The sequence below is a fragment of the Myxococcota bacterium genome (assembly GCA_035498015.1).
Classification (GTDB): domain Bacteria; phylum Myxococcota_A; class UBA9160; order SZUA-336; family SZUA-336; genus VGRW01.
On the sequence record DATKAO010000004.1, the window covers coordinates 1 to 18,210 of the forward strand.

Annotated in this window: 16 protein-coding genes and 1 tRNA gene; 7 read left to right on the top strand and 10 right to left on the bottom strand. The window is 71.4% G+C overall.

Annotated elements, in window-relative coordinates; all coding sequences use genetic code 11:
• On the bottom strand, window positions 1-427 hold a 427-nt coding region (locus VMR86_00165; protein HTO05446.1), incomplete at its 3' end, for a DUF5615 family PIN-like protein.
• Window positions 428-541: 114 nt separating this feature from the next.
• Window positions 542-618 (bottom strand) — tRNA-Pro (locus VMR86_00170).
• 71 nt (window positions 619-689) lie between these two features.
• Here VMR86_00170 and VMR86_00175 point away from each other — a divergent pair.
• From VMR86_00175 to VMR86_00190, 4 genes are all read left to right on the top strand, one after another.
• Window positions 690-1,298, top strand: a complete 609-nt coding sequence (locus VMR86_00175) for a DedA family protein (GenBank protein HTO05447.1) — start codon at window positions 690-692, stop codon at window positions 1,296-1,298.
• Window positions 1,299-1,414: 116 nt separating this feature from the next.
• Window positions 1,415-2,065: a LysM peptidoglycan-binding domain-containing M23 family metallopeptidase gene (locus VMR86_00180; GenBank protein HTO05448.1), complete on the top strand. Its 651-nt coding sequence runs from the start codon at window positions 1,415-1,417 to the stop codon at window positions 2,063-2,065.
• Entirely contained in the window at window positions 2,062-2,595 is a 534-nt protein-coding gene (locus VMR86_00185; GenBank protein ID HTO05449.1) for an adenine phosphoribosyltransferase, read from the top strand. The genes VMR86_00180 and VMR86_00185 overlap by 4 nt, the downstream gene beginning before the upstream one ends.
• 110 nt (window positions 2,596-2,705) lie before the next feature.
• Complete coding sequence (locus tag VMR86_00190) at window positions 2,706-4,499, top strand: EAL domain-containing protein (protein HTO05450.1); 1,794 nt, start codon at window positions 2,706-2,708, stop codon at window positions 4,497-4,499.
• On the opposite strand, the gene VMR86_00195 is transcribed toward VMR86_00190, so the two are convergent.
• Window positions 4,496-5,776 (bottom strand): Gfo/Idh/MocA family oxidoreductase, encoded by a 1,281-nt coding sequence (locus VMR86_00195; protein HTO05451.1) that lies wholly within the window; start codon window positions 5,774-5,776, stop codon window positions 4,496-4,498. The genes VMR86_00190 and VMR86_00195 overlap by 4 nt on opposite strands.
• 167 nt (window positions 5,777-5,943) lie before the next feature.
• Here VMR86_00195 and VMR86_00200 point away from each other — a divergent pair, with 167 nt between their 5' ends.
• The 3 genes from VMR86_00200 to VMR86_00210 are packed head-to-tail and all read left to right on the top strand — an operon-like array spanning window position 5,944 to window position 8,492.
• A complete protein-coding gene (locus VMR86_00200) occupies window positions 5,944-6,849 on the top strand; it encodes a hypothetical protein (GenBank protein ID HTO05452.1) in 906 nt (301 codons plus the stop codon).
• A gap of 36 nt (window positions 6,850-6,885) precedes the next feature.
• Window positions 6,886-7,770 (top strand): alpha/beta fold hydrolase, encoded by an 885-nt coding sequence (locus VMR86_00205; GenBank protein HTO05453.1) that lies wholly within the window; start codon window positions 6,886-6,888, stop codon window positions 7,768-7,770.
• A complete protein-coding gene (locus VMR86_00210; protein HTO05454.1) occupies window positions 7,767-8,492 on the top strand; it encodes a hypothetical protein in 726 nt (241 codons plus the stop codon). The genes VMR86_00205 and VMR86_00210 overlap by 4 nt, the downstream gene beginning before the upstream one ends.
• On the opposite strand, the gene VMR86_00215 is transcribed toward VMR86_00210, so the two are convergent.
• The 7 genes from VMR86_00215 to VMR86_00245 form a co-directional block, all read right to left on the bottom strand.
• Complete coding sequence (locus VMR86_00215) at window positions 8,489-9,391, bottom strand: methyltransferase domain-containing protein (protein ID HTO05455.1); 903 nt, start codon at window positions 9,389-9,391, stop codon at window positions 8,489-8,491. The genes VMR86_00210 and VMR86_00215 overlap by 4 nt on opposite strands.
• The gene (locus VMR86_00220) at window positions 9,392-10,699 is read right to left on the bottom strand and encodes an MFS transporter (protein HTO05456.1); all 1,308 of its coding nucleotides are present in this window, start codon (window positions 10,697-10,699) and stop codon (window positions 9,392-9,394) included. It abuts the gene before it with no gap.
• Between the two features lie 82 nt (window positions 10,700-10,781).
• On the bottom strand, window positions 10,782-13,919 hold the full coding sequence (locus VMR86_00225) for an efflux RND transporter permease subunit (protein ID HTO05457.1): 3,138 nt from the start codon (window positions 13,917-13,919) through the stop codon (window positions 10,782-10,784).
• Entirely contained in the window at window positions 13,916-15,031 is a 1,116-nt protein-coding gene (locus tag VMR86_00230) for an efflux RND transporter periplasmic adaptor subunit (GenBank protein ID HTO05458.1), read from the bottom strand. The genes VMR86_00225 and VMR86_00230 overlap by 4 nt, the downstream gene beginning before the upstream one ends.
• On the bottom strand, window positions 15,028-15,609 hold the full coding sequence (locus tag VMR86_00235; GenBank protein HTO05459.1) for a TetR/AcrR family transcriptional regulator: 582 nt from the start codon (window positions 15,607-15,609) through the stop codon (window positions 15,028-15,030). The genes VMR86_00230 and VMR86_00235 overlap by 4 nt, the downstream gene beginning before the upstream one ends.
• 146 nt (window positions 15,610-15,755) lie before the next feature.
• The gene (locus tag VMR86_00240) at window positions 15,756-17,093 is read right to left on the bottom strand and encodes a DUF1329 domain-containing protein (GenBank protein ID HTO05460.1); all 1,338 of its coding nucleotides are present in this window, start codon (window positions 17,091-17,093) and stop codon (window positions 15,756-15,758) included.
• A 103-nt stretch (window positions 17,094-17,196) separates the two neighbouring features.
• Window positions 17,197-18,210 carry a hypothetical protein gene (locus VMR86_00245; GenBank protein ID HTO05461.1) on the bottom strand — a complete coding sequence of 338 codons (1,014 nt, stop codon included), beginning with the start codon at window positions 18,208-18,210 and terminating at the stop codon, window positions 17,197-17,199.

Consider the following 18,210-nt stretch of genomic DNA (forward strand, 5'->3'; position numbering starts at 1 on the left):
CCTCAAACTGATCGACCGTCGCCCGTACCTTCATCTCTCGCCAAAGTCCGAGTGGGAGATGCTTGGCGAACGCGAAGTAGGCAAGGCTTAGTGCACTCCCGGTGCGACCGAGGCTCCCTGGAGCCTCAGCCACGTAGAGCACTCCGTTTCTGATGAGGTGAACCGGATACTTGTGGTCATCCCAGAAGTCTCGGTCCATCGTCAGCAGGACCCGACCCAGCCGCTGCGCAATCTGGAGGACGTGATTGTCCTCGCGGTTGCGGAGTTCGGGTCCCAGCTTGACGATAGAGACACCGGCATCCCGAACTTCGTCGACGAGAGGGTCCGGAACTCCGGCATCCGCAAGAAACCTGACCCGCCTCCGCGCGACGCTTCTACCCCGGATGGTCTCCTTGGTGACAGGAAACCAGTCCTCGTCGATGGCCATCGTCGCCACACCACCCGCGCACTAAAGTCGACGTGTCGCCTGAAGACATCGCGCCGTCGTAGCACCAAACGGACGACACGTCGTCACAACTCCGAGCTAAGTGCTCGACATCTTTGGTCGGGGCGCCCGGATTTGAACCGGGGACCTTCTGCACCCCATGCAGACGCGCTACCAAGCTGCGCTACGCCCCGACGCGGCCGCAGTATAGCGTCGGGTTTGCCGCTGGCGCGGGGAAGCTCGGGAAACGGGCGGGGGAGGTTGGGTGCTCGAGCGGGTCATCGACTGGATCGTCCACACGGTGGACCAGTGGGGCTACACGGGTCTCGTGATCATGATGGCGGTCGAGTCCACGATCCTGCCGTTCCCGAGCGAGCTGGCGCTCATTCCCGCGGGCTACCTCGCGGCGCAGGGCAAGATGGACCCGGTCCTCGCGACGGTGTCGGGCGCCGTGGGCAGCCTGCTCGGCGCGTCGATCAACTACTTCGTCTCACTGTATTTCGGGCGGCCGGTGCTGGAGCGCATCGGGGCGTACGTGCGCGTGACTCCCGACAAGTTCGACGCGGCGGACCGCTACTTCGCGCGGCACGGCGAGATCACGACCTTCATCGGGCGGCTGATTCCCGGCATTCGCCACTTCATCTCCATTCCCGCCGGGGTCGCGCGCATGAACTACGCGCGCTTTGCGCTCTACACCACGCTCGGGGCCGGGCTGTGGAGCTCGGTGCTGGTGGGGATCGGGTACTGGGTGGGCAACAACGAGGCCCTCTGGCGCCCGATGCTCCACAAGGCGACCCTATGGCTGTTCGGGGGGATGGTCGTTCTGGTCGCGATCTACGTCTGGCGCCACCGCCGCCAACAGGCCGCTGATTGACGGTCCGCCGGCTCGCTGCCGCGGGCCTGTGCGTCGCACTCGCGGCGGGCTGCGGCACTTCCTCCGGGCCCGCGCCCGAGCCCGGGCAGCCGCGCGCGCGGCGGGACCTCCCACCCGTGACCCAGCCGCAGGCCACGCCGCAGGAGCAGCGCGTGATGGTTCCGCACACGGTCGCGCCCGGCGAGACGCTGTGGCGCATCTCGAAGCGCTACGGCACGACCGTGCCCGCGATCATGGCCGCGAACGGCATCGACGACGTGCGCAGCGTGCCGACGGGCGCGCGTCTCTTGATCCCGACCACGGCCAGCGTCGGGGCCGGGGCCGGCGGCGAGGGCGGCCGGCGCGGCGCGGCGAAGACCTACGCGTCGCGTGACCCGCGCGGTCACTCGGGCGGTGCGCCGCAGTTCGCGTGGCCCGTGAACGGCGAGATCATCAGCCGCTTCGGCATGCGCCACGGTGAGCACCACGAGGGCATCGACATCCGCGCCGCCAAGGGCACGCCCGTGCACGCGGCCGAGGCGGGCCGTGTGATCCACGCCGACGCCACACTCGCGGGCTACGGCAAGATGATCGTGATCAAGCACTCGGGCCGGCTCTACACCGTGTACGCTCACAACTCGAAGCTGCTCGTCGAGGTGGGTCAGTTCGTCGAGAAGGGCGAGGAGATCGCCCTGGTGGGCGAGACGGGCAACGCGACCACGCCGCACCTGCACTTCGAGATCCGCAACAACAACACGCCGCGCGACCCGCTGGAGTACCTGCAATGACCACCCCGAGCGACGTCGCGAAGCTCGCGGCGCACATCCGCGACGTACCCGACTTCCCGCGCGCGGGGATCCTGTTCAAGGACATCTCGCCCTTGCTCCAGGACCCCGAGTCTCTGCGCGTGGCGTGTCGCGCCATGGCCGCGCCGTTCGCCAGCCGCCAGATCGACCTGGTGGTCGCGATCGAATCGCGCGGCTTCATCTTTGGCGCGCCGGTCGCGATCGCGCTGGGCGCGGGCTTCGCCCTGGCGCGCAAGCAGGGCAAGCTGCCCTGGCAGACACGGCGCGAGAGCTACGAGCTCGAGTACGGCTCGGCCGAGATCGAGATGCACAGTGACGCCGTGCAGCCTGGCCAGCGCGTGCTCTTGATCGACGACGTGATCGCCACCGGCGGCACCGCCGCCGCGACGGCGCGCCTGGTGCGCGCGCTCGGCGGCGAGGTGGTGGCGGCGGGCTTCCTGATCGAGCTCGGCTTCCTCGAGGGCCGCAAGGCGCTCGAAGGCCTTCCCGTGGAGGCCGTGCTTCGGTTCTGACGAGCGCCTGGACAGGCGCGACACGGGCCCTACATCGCGGCACGCGCGATGCCGAATCTCTGTGGGGGTGCGCGGTCCACGGCTCGACCTGCGCACGGCAGAGAGGTCCGGTGGCGCGAGTCCTCATCATCGACGATTCCGCGGGCAGCGCGCGCGGGCTGCAGGAGTGTCTCGCGACCAGCGGTGTCGAGCTGTGCGTGATTCCCTGGTCGGAGAGCGCCTCGCTCGCCGCGGCGGAGTTCGCGCCCGCGCTGGTCGTGCTGTGTCTCGCTTCCAGCACGGGACACGGCGCGGCGCGCTGCGCGGCGCTGCGCGCGGAGCCGGCGCTCGATGGCGTGCCGCTGCTCGTGAGCGGCGGCGCGCTCGAGCAGGACGAGCTCGCGCGCTGTCTCGAGCTGGGCGCCGACGACGCGCTCGTGCTGCCCGTGCACCCGCGCATCGCCGCTGGCCGCGTGCTCTCGCTGTCGCGCGCCAAGGCCGAGCGCGAGGCGCACGCGCACCTGGCGCGCGTGGCCGAGCAGGGCCAGCAGGCCTTCCGCACCACGATCGACGCGCTGCGCCGCTCGACCGAGGCCATGGAGCACAGCGAGCGGCGCAAGCGCTATCTCGAGACCCACGACGCGCTCACGGGCCTGGCCAACCGCGACTACTTCCGCGAGTTCGCGCGCCGCACGCTCGGCTACGCGCGCCGCTACGGCAACACGCTGGCGGTGCTCACGATCAACCTCGACCACTTCGACCGCGTGAACGAGAACCTCGGCCACGTGACCGGCGACCAGCTCTTGCAGTCGGTCGCCAAGCGCCTGAAGAGCTGCGTGCGCGGCAGTGACATCGCCGCGCGCTTCGGCGGCGACGACTTCGCGGTCATGCTGACCAGCCTGCAGAGCCGCGACGACGCGGCCCTGGTCGCGAACAAGCTGCTCGAGTCGATCACGCGCCCGCACGACGTCGCAGGCGGCGAGATCTACGTGACGCCGAGCATCGGCGTGGCCATGTACCCGGACGACGGCGAGACACCCGACGGCCTCCTGCGCAGCGCGGACGTGGCGCTGCACCGCGTGAAGGAAGTGGGCCGCGGGCGCTACCAGTTCTACTCGCACGAGATGCGCGGCGGCTCGTTCGAGCGCATGCAGCTCGAGGTCATGCTGCGCGACGCGCTCGAGCGCAACGAGCTCTCGCTCTACTACCAGCCGCAGGTGGACGTGGCCAAGGGCGAGCTCGTGGGCGCGGAGGCGCTCCTGCGCTGGATCCACCCCGAGCGCGGCATGATCCCGCCCAGTGACTTCATTCCGCTGGCCGAGGCCAACGGCATGATCGACGCGATCGGCGAGTGGGTGCTGCGCACGGCGTGCGCGCAGAAGAAGGCCTGGGAGCGCGCGGGCCTGGGCGAGTTCCCGATCTCGGTGAACGTGTCGCGGCGGCAGTTCCGCACCGCGGGCCTGGTCGAGCTGATCACGCAGATCCTCCACGAGACCGGGCTCGAGCCGAGTCACCTCGAGCTCGAAGTCACCGAGAACGCCCTGATCGAAGACGTGGACCAGACGCTGGGCGTGCTGCGCCGCGCGCGCGAGCAGGGCATGGGCATCGCGATCGACGACTTCGGCACCGGCTACTCGAGCCTCGCCGTGCTGGGTCAGTTCCCGGCCAGCGCGCTCAAGATCGACCAGGCGTTCGTGCGCGACATCTCGGCCGACCCCGCGCACGCGGCGATCACGCGCGCCGTGCTCGCGGTGGCGGCCGAGCTGCGGCTGGGCGTGGTGGCCGAGGGCGTCGAGACGCGCGCCGAGCGCGACTTCCTGGTCGAGCTCGGCTGCGAGCGCATGCAGGGCTACCTGTTCGGCCGGCCGCTGCCCAAGGACGAGTTCGAGGTCGTCTGGCGCCAGGGCGGCGAGATCCCCGACTAGCTGCCCGCGGCGCGGGTCACCTCTTCGCGGTACGCGGCCATGTCGACCACGCGCCCCTCGTGGCGCGCGCGCTCGGCGGCGAAGCCCAGCAGGTGACTCTCGAGCGCGGTGCGGCCCGCCGCGCGCGCCTCGGCGCCCGCGCCGGACGCGACCGCGTCGCAAAAGTGAGTCAGCAGGTTGCGGTCGCCCGAGGCGTGGCCGACCGAAGCGGGCAGGCGCAGCGTCTCGAGCTGCGTGTCGCCGTGCCGTGTGACCTCGAGCAGTCCGGTCTGCAAGACCCCGCGGAGCTCGCCGTGACTGCCCGAGATGCGCAGCGTGCGGCGCTCCTCGGTCGCCAAGCCGTGCACGCCCAGCGTGGCCAGCAGTCCGCCCTCGAACGCGACCGAGACCGTCTGGTGGTCGACCACGTCGTTGTCGCAGCGGTAGACGCAGCGGCCGTAGTCACTCTGCGCGAGCGCGCGCCGGCGTGCCTCGCGCGCGGGATCGGCCGAGAGATCCGTCCAGGGCCAGTGGCGCGCGACGTCGTCCTCGGGCCCGAGATAGAAGCGCTCGGCGTCCCACGGACAGGTCGCCTGCACGGGGCACGCGGCGCTGCAGCGCGCGGGCGCGCCTGCCGGCGCCTGCTCGGGCACGTAGGCGCCCAGGCCGCCGAACGAACTGACTTGCGCCGCGGGCCGGCCCGCGAGCCAGGCCATGAGGTCGAGGTCGTGACAGCTCTTGGCCAGCAGGAACGGCGCGGCCAGCTCGCGGCTGCGGAACTTCCCGCGCACGTAGGAGTGCGCCATGTGCCAGTACGACACGTGCTCGCGCAGGTCCATGACCTGCAGCTTGCCCAGGCGCCCGCTCGCGACGATCTGGTGCACGCGCGCGTAGAACTCCATGTGCCGCAGCACGTGCCCGATCTGCAGGATGCGGCCGGCGCGCTCGGCGGCCTCGACCACGCGCACACAGTCGGCGGCATCGAGGGCGATCGGCTTCTCGAGCAGCACGTGCAGGCCGCGCGCGAAGGCCTCGAGCGCGGGCTCGACGTGCTCGGTGTCTCCCGTGGCGATGATCGCGGCGTCGAGCGGCAGCCCGGCGGCGAACAGCTGCCGCCAGGTTTCGAACACCTGGCCCCGGCCCAGCCCGTGCTCGGCCGCGGTAGCCGCGCGCCGGTCGGCGCGCGGCTCGGCCAGCGCCACGACGCGCATGCGTTCCGGATGGCGCGCCGCGAAGCGCCCGAACACGTACCGGCCCCGGTTGCCCGCGCCGATCAGCGCGACGGCGAGTGACTTCATCGCGGCCTGCGATTCTACCTGGATCGAGGCGGCAAAGGCGCAGCCGTCGCACAGAGCGGGCGCGGGCTGCCGGCCGGAATTGCGCCCGAGGCGCGCGCGCGTTGCCGGCGAGCTGCGTGTGACTTGGGTCATCAAGCCGCGGGGGCGGACCGGTCGTAAAGATCGACATGCTCCGGCGCGTTCTGACGCTGGGAATCTGCCTCCTCGCGGGGGCGGGCTGCGCGAACCACGTGCGCTTCGCGGACGAGGTGCGCGAGCACGAGGCCCGCGACGTGACTCGCGCGCTGACGCGTGTGGCGCCGCGCGACGGGCAGGTCGTGGTGCAGCCGCAGACCGAGCTGGCGATCAGCGTCGACGAGACGGTGCGCGTGCGGCGCCGCGAGACGATCGTGCGCCTGGACGAGGAGACTCCCTGGCGCGCGCGCAACGAGCTGTGGGAGGTGCCCGAGGGCCTGGTGACGGTGCCGTTCTTCATCGCCGTGCGCGCCTCGAACAAGATGCTGCTCGGGCTGATCCCCGACGACTGGATCTCCTCGGGCATGGACTTCGGCTTCGCCGCGCTGAACCCGGCGCTCAACGTCGAGGCGCCCGACCGGGTCGTGGGACGCGAGGTCGGCCGCCGCAGCCGCGACGTCGACGGCGGGGAAGAGCGCGCGAGCCGGCCGCTGTCCGGCGTGCCGGTCGTGGTCACGCTCGCCGCCGGGCCGAGCCAGGCGCTGACCTGCGACGCCGACGGGCGCGTGCGCGTCGAGCTGCTCGAGCTCGTGCGCGGCGTGCCCGAGCCCGCGCCCGCGGTGCTGCACGTCGAGGTCGCGGGCGACGGTGTGCGCGCTCCGGCCTCGATCGAGCTGCCGCTCTCGCGGGCGCTCCGCGCGCGCCTGGTGCGCGCCGCGCGCGCCCGCGAGGCCGCCCTGGCGCCCGAGGTCTCGCCGGACGGGGCCGCGCGCGCCCTGGCCCTGCTGGACGGCCTGGGCTTCCGCGACAGCGCGCTGCGCGTCGAGCAGGAGCTGCGCGACCGCCAGCACGCCAACGCCGCCTGGCTCTCGCGCCTGGACCTGGCGCTCGAGGACTAGCGCTCGCAGCAGTCCCGTTGCCTTATGATGCGCCGCATGGCGCGCGCACGAAGCAACGGAATCGAGCTCGAGTACGAAGTCGCCGGCAACCCCGCGGACCCGCCGGTCCTCCTGGTCATGGGGCTCGGGGCACAGCTCATCGTCTGGGAAGACGAGTTCGTGCTGGGACTGGCGCGGCGCGGTCACTTCGTGGTGCGCTACGACAACCGCGACGTCGGCCTGTCGACTCACTTCGACGGCGTGGTGGCGCCGCCGCTGCCCGAGATCCTGGCGCGCCGCGCCGCGGGCCAGCCGATCGGCGCCCCCTACACGCTGTCGGACATGGCAGCCGACGCCGTCGGGCTGCTCGACCACCTGGAGATCCCGGCCGCGCACGTGGTCGGCGCGTCGATGGGCGGCATGATCGCGCAGACGCTCGCGATCGAGCACGCGCGCCGCGTGCGCTCGCTGACCTCGATCATGTCGACCACGGGGAACCCATCGCTGCCGCCGGCCAAGCCCGAGGCGATGGCGCGGCTCTCTCTGCCGGCGCCGGCCGACCGCAGCGCGTTCATCGCGCAGTCGGTCGAGTCGCAGAAGGTCATGGCGGGCTCCGGCTTCCCGTTCGACGAGGAGCGCGCGCGCCGGCTGGCCGAGCGCGGCTACGAGCGCGCGTTCTACCCGCAGGGCTTCGCGCGCCAGATCGCCGCGATCATGGCGTCGGGCAGCCGCCGCGACGCGCTCGAGAGCGTGCGCACTCCGACGCTCGTCGTGCACGGGCTCGAGGACCCGCTCGTGCCGCACGAGGGCGCGCTCGACACGCACGAGGCCGTTCCGGGCAGTGAGCTGCTCTTGATCGACGGCATGGGTCACTCACTGCCGCGCGGCGTGTGGCCGACGCTGATCGACGCCATCCAGAAGCACGTCGCGCGCGCGACATGAGCGCTGCCGTGCTCGGCTGGATCGCGTGCGCCTTCGCCCTGGCGATCGCCGGCGCGCTGTTCGCGCGCCTGCGCTCTGCCGAGGCGGGACGCAGCGCCGCGGCTGCGGAGCTCGCCGCCCGGAGCGCCGAGCTCGAGTCCACGCAGAAGCGGCTCGAGCAGCGCTCGGCGGAGCTGCGCGCGCGCGGCGAGGAGCTGTCCGAGCTGCGCAAGAAGCACGACAAGCTGAAGCGCCGCGCCGGCGACGAGCGCGAAGAGGAGAAGAGCGCGCCCGCGCGCATCCGCGCGCTCGAGACCGACCTGGCGGCGGAGCGCGCCGACAGCCGCGCCGCGCGCGACGAGATCGTGCGGCTGCACGGCGAGGCCGAGCGCAGCGCCGCCGAGCTGGCGCGCGTGGGCGCGGAGCTGGCCGCCGCGAGTCAGAAGCTCCGCGAAGTGACTCCCCTGGCCGACGCCGGCCAGCTCGACGCGCTCAGAGCCCGCGTGCAGGCCGGCGAGGAGCGCGCCGCGAAGCTCGCCACCGAGCTCGCGAGCGCGCAGCAGAACACGGCCAAGTACAAGGGCCGCTGGGAGACGCTCGACAAGACCTACATCGTCTTGCGCGGCGAGCTCGAGCTGAAGAAGGACGAGCTGCGCAGCCTGCGCGTCGAGGTCGAGCGCCTGCGCGCGCTCGAAGTGGTGCTGGTCGAGCCCGAGCCGCGCCCGGCCGAGCCCCCGGCCTAGCGCGCGCGCACCTCGTGCAGCGCGAGCGCGAGCGCCCCGGTCGAGCGCCAGGCGTCGTCGAGCGCGAGCGCCACCCGCTCGCCGGGCTCCACGCGCACCGGCTCCGCCACCCAGCCCAGTGACTCCTGCTCGGCGAACACGTCGTCGCCGAAGGCGAGTGACTGGCTGAACAGCACCGCCGTGAGCGTGCCGGGCGAGCCCAGGTGCAGCGTGAAGGTCTTGGGCAGCGGGTCGAAGCTGCGCGACACGTCGAGCCGGTGCACGTCGGCGGGCCGGCCCAGGAGCCGGGCGGCGGCGCGCTCGAGCCGGCCGTCGCGGCCGCGCCGCGGCTGCCAGGCCAGGTCGGGCTGGCGGCCCAGGTCCTCGAGCAAGGGCTCGAAGGCCAGCCCGTAGCGGCCGCGCAGCGCCTCGATGTCGGCGCGCTGCTGGCGCAGCCGCGTCGGGAGGTCCTGCTCGGCCCACTCGAGGGGGCTGGCGCGGGTCACGACCCGATCGGGAATCACGCGCCCGCTCGGCGCGAGGAAGCGGTCCAGGACCTGCGCGGTGAGTCGCAGGGTCGGCTCGTCGCGCCGCGGGTCACCGTCGCAGCGCGGCGCCACGATCAGGTCGAAGGGCATGCCCAGGTCGTCGCGCTGCAGGCGCGCCAGGTCGCCGCGCACCCAGCGGATGTGGTCGGCGACGCGGTTGGCCTCCGCCAGCCGGCGCGCGAGCTGCGTCTGGCCGATGTCCACGGCCACCACGCTCGCGCCCGCGCGCGCCGCCCACAGGGCCACCACTCCGGGGCCGCAGCCCGCGTCGAGCACGCGCATGCCGGGGCGCACGATGCGCTCGAGCACCCTGCGCAGCGCGAGCGCACCGTCGGCGCGCCGCAGGACCTCGAGCTGCTCGTGCGGGTTCATTCACACCCCACGCGAGCTTGGATCGGACCCGGACGCCTGCGCCTGAAGCGCTTCGATGCGTTTCTGCAGGCGCCGGAAGCCCAGCGCCGAGACACCCGACATGAGCGCGGCCAGGGGCATGAGTCCGTCGCCCAGGCCGTCCCAGCCGGGCAGGGTGACTCCGAGGACCGGCAGCGTAGAGGCAGCCCAGCCGAGGTAGAGCGCCATGCCGAGGAACGGCGCGACCGCGCCGCGCAGCCCGGTGAGCGTCACGTGCGCGCCCATGTAGAGGCCGACCCGATCCGGCGGCGCGAAGTCGTTGTGGCCCAGGTTCCAGGCCAGACCGCCGCCGGCGCGCGCCGCCCCCAGCACCATGCGCGCGACCAGGAGCACGCCCAGCGAGTGAGTCGCCGCGCCGGCCCAGAGCAGCAGCTGCGAGAGCGAGAAGCTCCAGGCATGCGCGGCGCGGAAGGCGGACACGTGCACCCGGTCGAGATACACCGCCCAGAACGGCGTCGTGGCGATCGAGAGCAAGAGCGGGATCACGGTGGTGACCGAGATCGACTCGGCGTAGCTCGCGCCCATCTCGTGCGAGACCAGGTAGATGACCGGCGCCTCGACCATCATGTTCGAGATGCCCGAGAGCATCTGCCAGCCGAGGAAGCTCGCGTAGAGCGGGTCGGCGCGCAGCAACGCCCACATGCCCTCCGCGTGCGCGCCGCTCTCGGCCGCAGCCTGCTCCTGCGCGAGGTGGTCGCTCTCGCCCAGAAGCGGCACGCGCGAGAACACGAACACCCCGGCGGCGCCCAGCGCCGCGCCGGCCGCGTACACGATGCGGAAGCTGTGCGGGTCGGCGTTCAGGACCTGCGCGCCCACCCAGGACGCGCCCGCGAGCGAGAGCACGCTCACGATCTGCAGCCGGGCCAGCATTCTTCCGCGGGCTTCGCGCGGATAGTTCAAGCTCCACACGATGCTGCGCAGGCTGATGATCCCGCCCAGGACCAGCCGCGCCGCGACCTGCAGAGCGACCAGCGCTGCCGCGCCGATCGCGTTCTCGGGAATCAGCGCCACTGCGGCGACGCACGCCGCGAAGGCCGAGAGCAGCCCGGTGGTCCACGGTACGCGCCGCCGGCCGTGCGCGAGCCGCGCCCAGAACGAGCTCGAGAGATTGCCGAACATGGGCGCGGCAGTGACCAGCGCGATCACCGCGGGGTGCACGTGGAAGAGCTTGTCGGCGACGACGCCCACGAACGCGCCCTCGGTGAGCGCGAAGCTGGCGCCGAACAGCATCTCGAACAGTCGCTCGAGGCGATAGCCGCGCAGCGGCACGGGGGGTAGAGCGGGGCGCCGCAGGGACCGGCGCTCCGCCGCGGGGCGGAGCCCCGGCTCGGACGCACGCATCGCGCGGACGCTAGCGCGCCAGCGACTCCTTGTCCGATGGTCGCGCGGGCACGCTGCCCAGACTCCGGAAGCGTGTGCGCAGGCGCTCGACGGTGTCGTCGAGCACTACGTAGAACACCGGCACCACGACCAGAGTCAGCAGCACCGACGACAGCATGCCGGCGCCCGTCGCCACGGCCATCGGCGCGCGAGTCTCCGCGCCCGGTCCGATGCCGAGCGCGGCGGGCAGCACGCCGAGCATCATCGACACTGCGGTCATCAGCACCGGCCGCATGCGCACGGGCGCGGCGGTGCGCATGGCCGCGACCTTGTCGAGCCCGCGTCTGCGCAGCTCGTTCGCGAAGTCGACCAGAAGGATCGAGTTCTTCGTGACCAGCCCCATCAGCAGGATGATGCCGATCACGCTGAACAGGTTGATGGTCATGCCCAGCCGGAAGAGGTGCATGAACAGGAGACCCCCGAACGCGCCGACCATGGCGAGCGGCAGGGCCAGCATGACGGTGAGCGGATGCAGGAGACTCTCGAACTGCGCCGCGAGCACCATGTAGATCACCAGCACCGCGAGCCCGATCGCCAGCGCGAACTGGCGCAGGCTCTGCAAGAACTGCTCGGCGCTGCCGCCGAAGCGCAGGCTCGCGCCCTCGGGCAGGAGGTCCTTGGTGACTCGCTCGACGGTCGAGATCGCCTCGCCCACCGGCACGCCTTCCAGGTTGGCCGAGATCGTGACCGAGCGCTGGCGCTGGTCGCGGCTGATGATCGACGCGGCGGCGCCGGTCTCGATGCGCGCCAGGTTGCGCAGCTCGGCCACGCCGCCGTCCTTGGTGCGCACGAACAGCCCGCCGATCGCCTCGGGGTCGGCGCGGAACTGCTCGTCGAGCCGCACGCGGATGTCGTAGCGGTGACCGCCTTCCTTGAACTTCGCGGCGTCGAGCCCGCCGATGCCCGCCTGCACGATCTGCGAGAGACTGCGCGCGTCGACACCCAGCGCGCTGCACTTCTCGCGGTCGGGAATCACGCGCACCTCGGGCAGGCCGATGCGCAGTGACTTCGACAGGTCGACGAAGCCCTTCTCGGCGGCCAGCCGGCGCATGATCTGGTCGGAGATCTGGTCGAGCTGCTCGATCGGCAGATTGCCGCGCAGCGCGAACTCGAGCTCGCCCCGGCCGCCGCCGGAGAGCATCGAGACCGGGTCGAACACGCGCACCTCGATGCCGGGGATCTCGCCCAGCGCCTTGCGCGCGGCGACCATCAGCTCCTGCGCGCTGCGCGCGCGCTCGGCGCGCGGCTTCAGGATCGCCACGAACACCGCGTTGGTCACGTTGCCGGGGCCGTCGGGACCCGAGACACCGATGCCCGAGAACAGGCCACGCAGCTCGGACTGCGCCAGGAGCCACTTCTCGGCCTCCTTCACGCGCTCGGTCGTGCCCTCGAGCGACGTGCCCGGCGGAGTCTCCATCATCACGAACATGCGGCCTTCGTCGCTGGGCGGGAAGAACTCACTGCCCAGGAGCGACCCGAAGCCGAGCGCGACCACGAACGAAGCCGCCGCAGCCAGGAGGACCGCGCGCCGGTGACCCAGCGCCCAGTCGAGCACGCGCGCGTAGGCGCGCTCGACGCGCTGGAAGCCGAGCTCGAGCCGGTGGTACAGGCCGCCGTGGGCGTGCGGGGCCTCGGCGGGCAGCCGCGCCGCGAGCATGGGAATCAGGGTCAGCGCGACGAACAGCGAGAACACCACCGAGGCCGCGACCGTGAGTCCGAAGTCGCGCAGGAAGCTGCCGACGATGCCGCGCACGAAGATCACGGGCAGGAACACGATCGCGATCGAGAGCGTGGCGGCGGTGGCGGCGAACGCGATCTCGCGCGCGCCGTTCGAGGCCGCCTCGCGCGGCGACTCACCGGCCTCGCGCCGGCGCTCGATGTTCTCGAGCACGATGATCGCGTCGTCGATCACCACGCCCACCGCGAGCGCGAGCGCGAGCAGGGTCATGGTGTTGATCGTGAGCCCGAACACCCACATGGCGCCGAACGCCGCGACCAGCGACAGCGGGATCGACGTGCCGATCACCAGCGTCGGCCGCACGCGGCGCAGGAACAGGAGCACCGTGAGCGTGGCCAGGAAGGCGCCGAACACCAGCGCGAACTGGGTCTCGGCCACGGACTCGCGGATCGACGTCGAGAAGTCGATCACCTGGTCGCGCTCGGGGAAGGAGAGACCCTCCGGCATGTCCTTGCGCAAGAGGTCGACCTGGTCGTGGGTGCGGTTCGCGATCTCGACCGTGTTCGCGCGCGACTGCTTCATGATGCCGATGCCGGCACCGGGCGCGCCGTTGAAGCGCGCGATGAAGCGCTCGTCCTCGGCGCCGTCCTCCACGCGCGCCACGTCGGAGAGCCGCACGGGCGCGCCGTCGGCCTCGGCCACGATCAGGTCGCGCAGCTCGGCCACCGAGCGGAACTCGGCCTCGGTCTTCAGCGCGTACTCGAGCGCGTGACTCTGGAGACTGCCGCCGGGCACGTCGACGTGCTCGCGCTCTAGCGCCCCCACCACGTCCATCACCGACAGGCCGCGCGCGCGCAGCGCCTCGCCGTCGATCCAGATGCGGATCGCGCGCTCGCGCTTGCCGAAGATCTCGGTCGAGGCGACGCCGTTGATCGTCTCGAGCACGGGCTTCAGCGTGTACTTGATGTACTCGGTGGTCTCGACCGGCGAGCGGTCGGTGTTGAGCGGCAGCCAGATGATCGGGCTCGAGGTCAGGCTGCGCTTGTCGATGATCGGCGGCTCGAGCTCGCGCGGCAGCGTGGCGCGGGCACGCGCAACCTTGTCGCGCACGTCCTGGGCCGCCTGGTCGATGTCGCGCTCGAGCTCGAACTCGGCGGTGATCATGGTCGCGCCCGCCATGGTGGTGGACTTGAGCGAGCGCAGGCCGCCGATCGTGTTCAGATTCTCCTCGAGCACCTCGGTGACGTCCTCCTCCATGGTCTCGGGGCTCGCGCCCTCGAGCTGGGCCATCACCGTGACCACGGGGAACTCCATGTTCGGCATCTGGTCCACGCCGAGCTCGAGATACCCGAGCACGCCGAACACGACCAGCGACAGCGTGAGCATGAGCGTCAGCACCGGGCGCTGGATGCACAGGTCGGAGAGACTCACGGCCGGGTCACTTCGGAAGCCGGGAGCACGGCCGAGCCGTCGGGGTTGCGCGCTGCGATCGCGGCGCCTTCCACCAGCGCCGAGTGACCGCGCACGATCACCGTGTCGCCGGGCTCGAGGCCGGCGCGGATCTCGACCATGCCGTCCTTGATCGGCCCGAGCTCGACCTTGCGGCGCTGTGCGCGCGTGCCCGCGTCGACGGCGCGGAACACGACCTGGCCGTCGGCGCGCTGCAGCACGGCCTCCTCGGGCACGAGCAGCACGCCGGGGCGCTCTGCGATGCCCAGGTCGGCGCGCGCGAACAGCCCCGGCCGCAGCCGGCCGTCCGGGTTCGCGAGCCCGGCCTTCACGCGCAGCGTGCGCGTGCGCTCGTCGATCACCGGCGAGATCATCGTGACTTCGCCGTGGAAGAGCTGGCCGGGGTAGGGCGCCACCGACACGTCGAGCGGCAGCCCCAGGCGCAGGCGCGCGGCATCCGACTCGGGCAAGCTGAACTCGACCTCGACCGGGTCGAGTGACACGAGCTCGAACAGCTTCTGGCCGGGCTGCACGAACTCGCCGCGCGAGACGAAGCGCCGCCCGATCACGCCGGCGAAGCGCGCGGCCACGCGCGAGTCGGCGAGCGCGTTCTCGGCGGCCGACAGGTCGGCCTGCAAGGCCTGCACGCGCGAGCGTGCGGCGGCGAGCGCCGCATCGGACGACTCGAGCTGCGCCTTCGACGCCACGTGTTTCTGCGCCAGCGCGCGCACGCGCTCACTCGCGCGCTGCGCCTCGAGCAGCCCCGAGCCCGCCTCGGACAGACGCGCGCGCGCCCGGTCGAGGTCGAGCGCGTGCCGGTCCGGGTCGATCTCGATCACGACCTCGCGCTCGCCCACGGTCTGGCCCTCGTCGACCCGGATCGCGGTGACTTCGCCCGCCACCTGGGCCGCGACGTCGGCGCGCTGCTTGGCCAGGATCTGCCCGGTGGCCGCCACGCGCTCCTCGACGTCGCGCACGGTGACCGGCGCCAGCACCACGCTGCGCGGCGGAGCAGCCTCGCTCGCGTCGCGGCGCCCGCAGGCCGCCAGCGCCAGCCCGGCGCTGAGCGCGAAGGCGACGCGCGCGCGGCTCATCGCGCCGCCTCGCCGTGCAGGATGCCGCGCTCGATCGTGTCGAGGGCGAGATCGAGCAGCTCCGGGCGCCACGGGTGGTCCGGGCGACTCACACACAGCGAGACCACCCCGTGCAGCATGGCCCACAGCGCCTGGAACATGGCCTCGCGGTTGGCGCGCACCGCGCGCGCCTCGCAGGCCGCCTCGAGCGCGCCGAACACGATCAGCCGCGCGGCCTCCGCCGAGGGCAGGAGCCGCACCGAGTCACGCGGCGCCGAGATCAGCGCGTAGTGAGTCGGGTTGCGCAGCCCGAACTCCACGTAGGCGCGCGCCAGCGCGCGCAGGTAGGCGACCGGGTCGTCGCTCTGCGGCACGCGGCGCAGCACCGCGAGCAGCCGAGCGCAGCCTTCCTCGAGCAACGTGTCGATCAGGCCCGTCTTGTCGTGGAAGTAGTGGTAGATCGTGGGCGCGCGGCAGCCCGAGCGCTCCTCCACGCGGCGGATCGTGAGCTGGTCTGCGCCGCGCTCGAACAAGAGCTCGGCGGTCGCGTCGAGGATGGCGCGCCGCGTGGACCGGGTCTTGGAGCGTTCGGCTGGCATGGTGTAACGGCGTTACACCTATCGGCCGCGGGGAACCCGAGACACAGCGTTTCGAGTGACTGAATCGCAACCGCGACAGGAACGAAAAGGCCCGCCGGTGTCGCCACCGGCGGGCCCCTTCCAGGGAACCTGGAGTCAGTTTTGAGTCAGCGGCCCTTGTTCAGCCGGCCGATGTCGATGTAGCCGCGCACCTTGCCCTTGGTCGAGAACGGAGTGCCTTCGCTGTTCCAGAACTCGATCCGGTTTCCGGTGCCCGTCTGGACGTTCACGATGATGTCCGAGACGATGCGGTTGTCGTTCGGCTTGTCGACGCCTTCCCAGCCGGGATACCAGACGCCGTTCTCGGCCTTCGGGTCCTTGTTGACCTTGCCGTCCCAGTCCTCGCTGTAGCGGTGGTTGTGCCAGATGACCTTCCACAGCTCCTTTTTGCGGTCGTAGGCGAAGCTGTACAGCGGCTCGAAGGTCTCCTTGTCGATGTAGATGTCCTTGTGGTGGTACGGGTGGTCTTCGTTCTTCGGGATGAAGCGGACGATCCACGCGTTGCGCACCTCCCAGCGGTCACTCGCGTAGGAGAAGCCGTACGGGCCGAAGTTGTAGGTATCGGTGTACGGGTAGGCGAGTGTCTTGGTGTTCATGGGCGCGATCACCGTCTTCTCGCCCAGACACTTCCACTCGTACTGGGGCGGAATGCCCGAGAAGCTGCGCAGATCGTCCATCGTGAAGTCGGTGCCCTGCACCGAGTCCGTGCGCTGGGCCGACGAGATGCGGCGCACGCGGCGCAGATCCGGGACGTACACCCAGGTGTCGTCGTTCTTCATCTGCTTCAGCGGTCCATCGGCGGACTTGTAGCGGTAGGTCAGCACGAGGATGCCGCGCGCGTCGAACGGCGCTTCGACCTCGATGCCGAACGCGGAGTTCCGCTTCTCCTGCGGGAAGATGTCGCCGTCGTTCTCGGCGTACTGCGGCTCGACGCGGTTCGCGAGCGCGATCACCTTGGCCGTGCCCTCGTAGTACAGCGGGAGCTGCTCGCCGCGGTCCCAGTAGGTGTACGACCAGCTCGAGCGCGCGCCATCGCCGTTCCAGGTCTTCAGGAAGTCCCAGATGATCTTGGCGCCGGCGTTCGGGTCACCTTTGCAGTCGATCGACTCGTTCAAGAAGGGCAGACCGCCGTGGTAGTCCTCGAGCGCGCCGTCCTGGCCGATCTTGGCCTTGCCCTTGTTCTTCTCGGTCATCGCGTTGTACGCGTCGGCGGCGCCGTACTTGCGCAGCGTGGGACCGATCTCGAGCTGCATGCCCTCGTAGAAGAAGAACTCGCGGTTGTCCCAGAACTCGGTCGGCAGGAAGTCCTTGAGCTTGTCCACCTGCGCGAAGGTGATGGTGTCGCCCTCCTTGAAGGGCGTCGTGGGAAGAACGTCCTGCGCCTTCTTCTCCTGCGCGAATCCCGATCCGGGCAGTGAGAGGCAAAGCGCAAGCGCTAGAGCCAAACGTCGCATTCGAAATCCCTCCTTGGCCACTCGGTCGGAGCGCGAGCGGCGCGCCATTCTAGACCCAAACCCCATCGCGTGGATAGCGAGCGCGGCAGAGCGATCAGGGCCCGGCTACCCAGTCGATTTCGGACAGGAATACGTCGTGGGGCGCCTGGTAGATGGGCTGTGCGTTGCCGGTGTTCAATTCGACGCGGTAGAGGTGCTGCGGGAGCTCGGCGTCGAGCTCTTCCGCGTGGTCGCGGACCAGCACCAGCGCCTGGTCCGCACCGACGGGGCGGCCTTCGAAGACGCGCTTCTCTCCACCCGGACTGAACACGAGCTGGCATCCGCTGCCTTCGGGATCGCAGCGCACGAGCCCGCGCCGCTGCCGCGCGTAGACGCCGCGCGCGTCCCACCACAGCGGCAGCGTGCCGCCCGCGGCGAGCGGTCCGCCCGGGTCACCATCGCGCAGCAGCACGAGCTTGCCCGTGAGGTTCGACGCCACGCGGTACAGGCGCGGGAACGCGACCTCCTGACCCTGGAACGACATGCCGGTGGCCGAATCGGCGCCGTCGGGGTCGGACACCGTCTGCAGAACGACCAGGTCCGCGCCGTCGGGACTCCAGCGCGGCCGGTCGAGCGCGCGCGGCGCGTCGAACAGCGGCCGCTCGCCCTTCGAGCGCAGCGAGAGCAGCACCAGCTCACTCTGTCCCTGGTCGTCGGTCTCGACGCCGGCCGCGAGCTTCTCGCCGCGCGGGTCGGGCTCGGCGTCGAACCAGCGCGCCGGGCGCGCGAACGGCTCGACCGCGCCCGTGTCGGCATCGACGCGGAGTAACTGGGTGCGCGGCAGGCCGTACTCCTCGTCGGGCGGGAGCTCCTGACTCACGATCAGCGCGGAAGACGAGATCCAGCGCGCGGCGCGCGGGCTCGTCACGCGCAGCGCGCGCGCGCCGTTCCGGTCGTGGACCACGAGCACGCGCGGCACCTGCGGGTCGGCGTTCTCGAACAACAGCACGAGCCGCCCCGGGCCGCGGAACCCGGCGTCGTAGGGCGCGGGATCGGTCGCGCTCTTGCGCGCGCACGCGGCGAGCGCGAGCGCGGCGCACAGAAAAAAACATGCGCGCGTGGTTCGCAC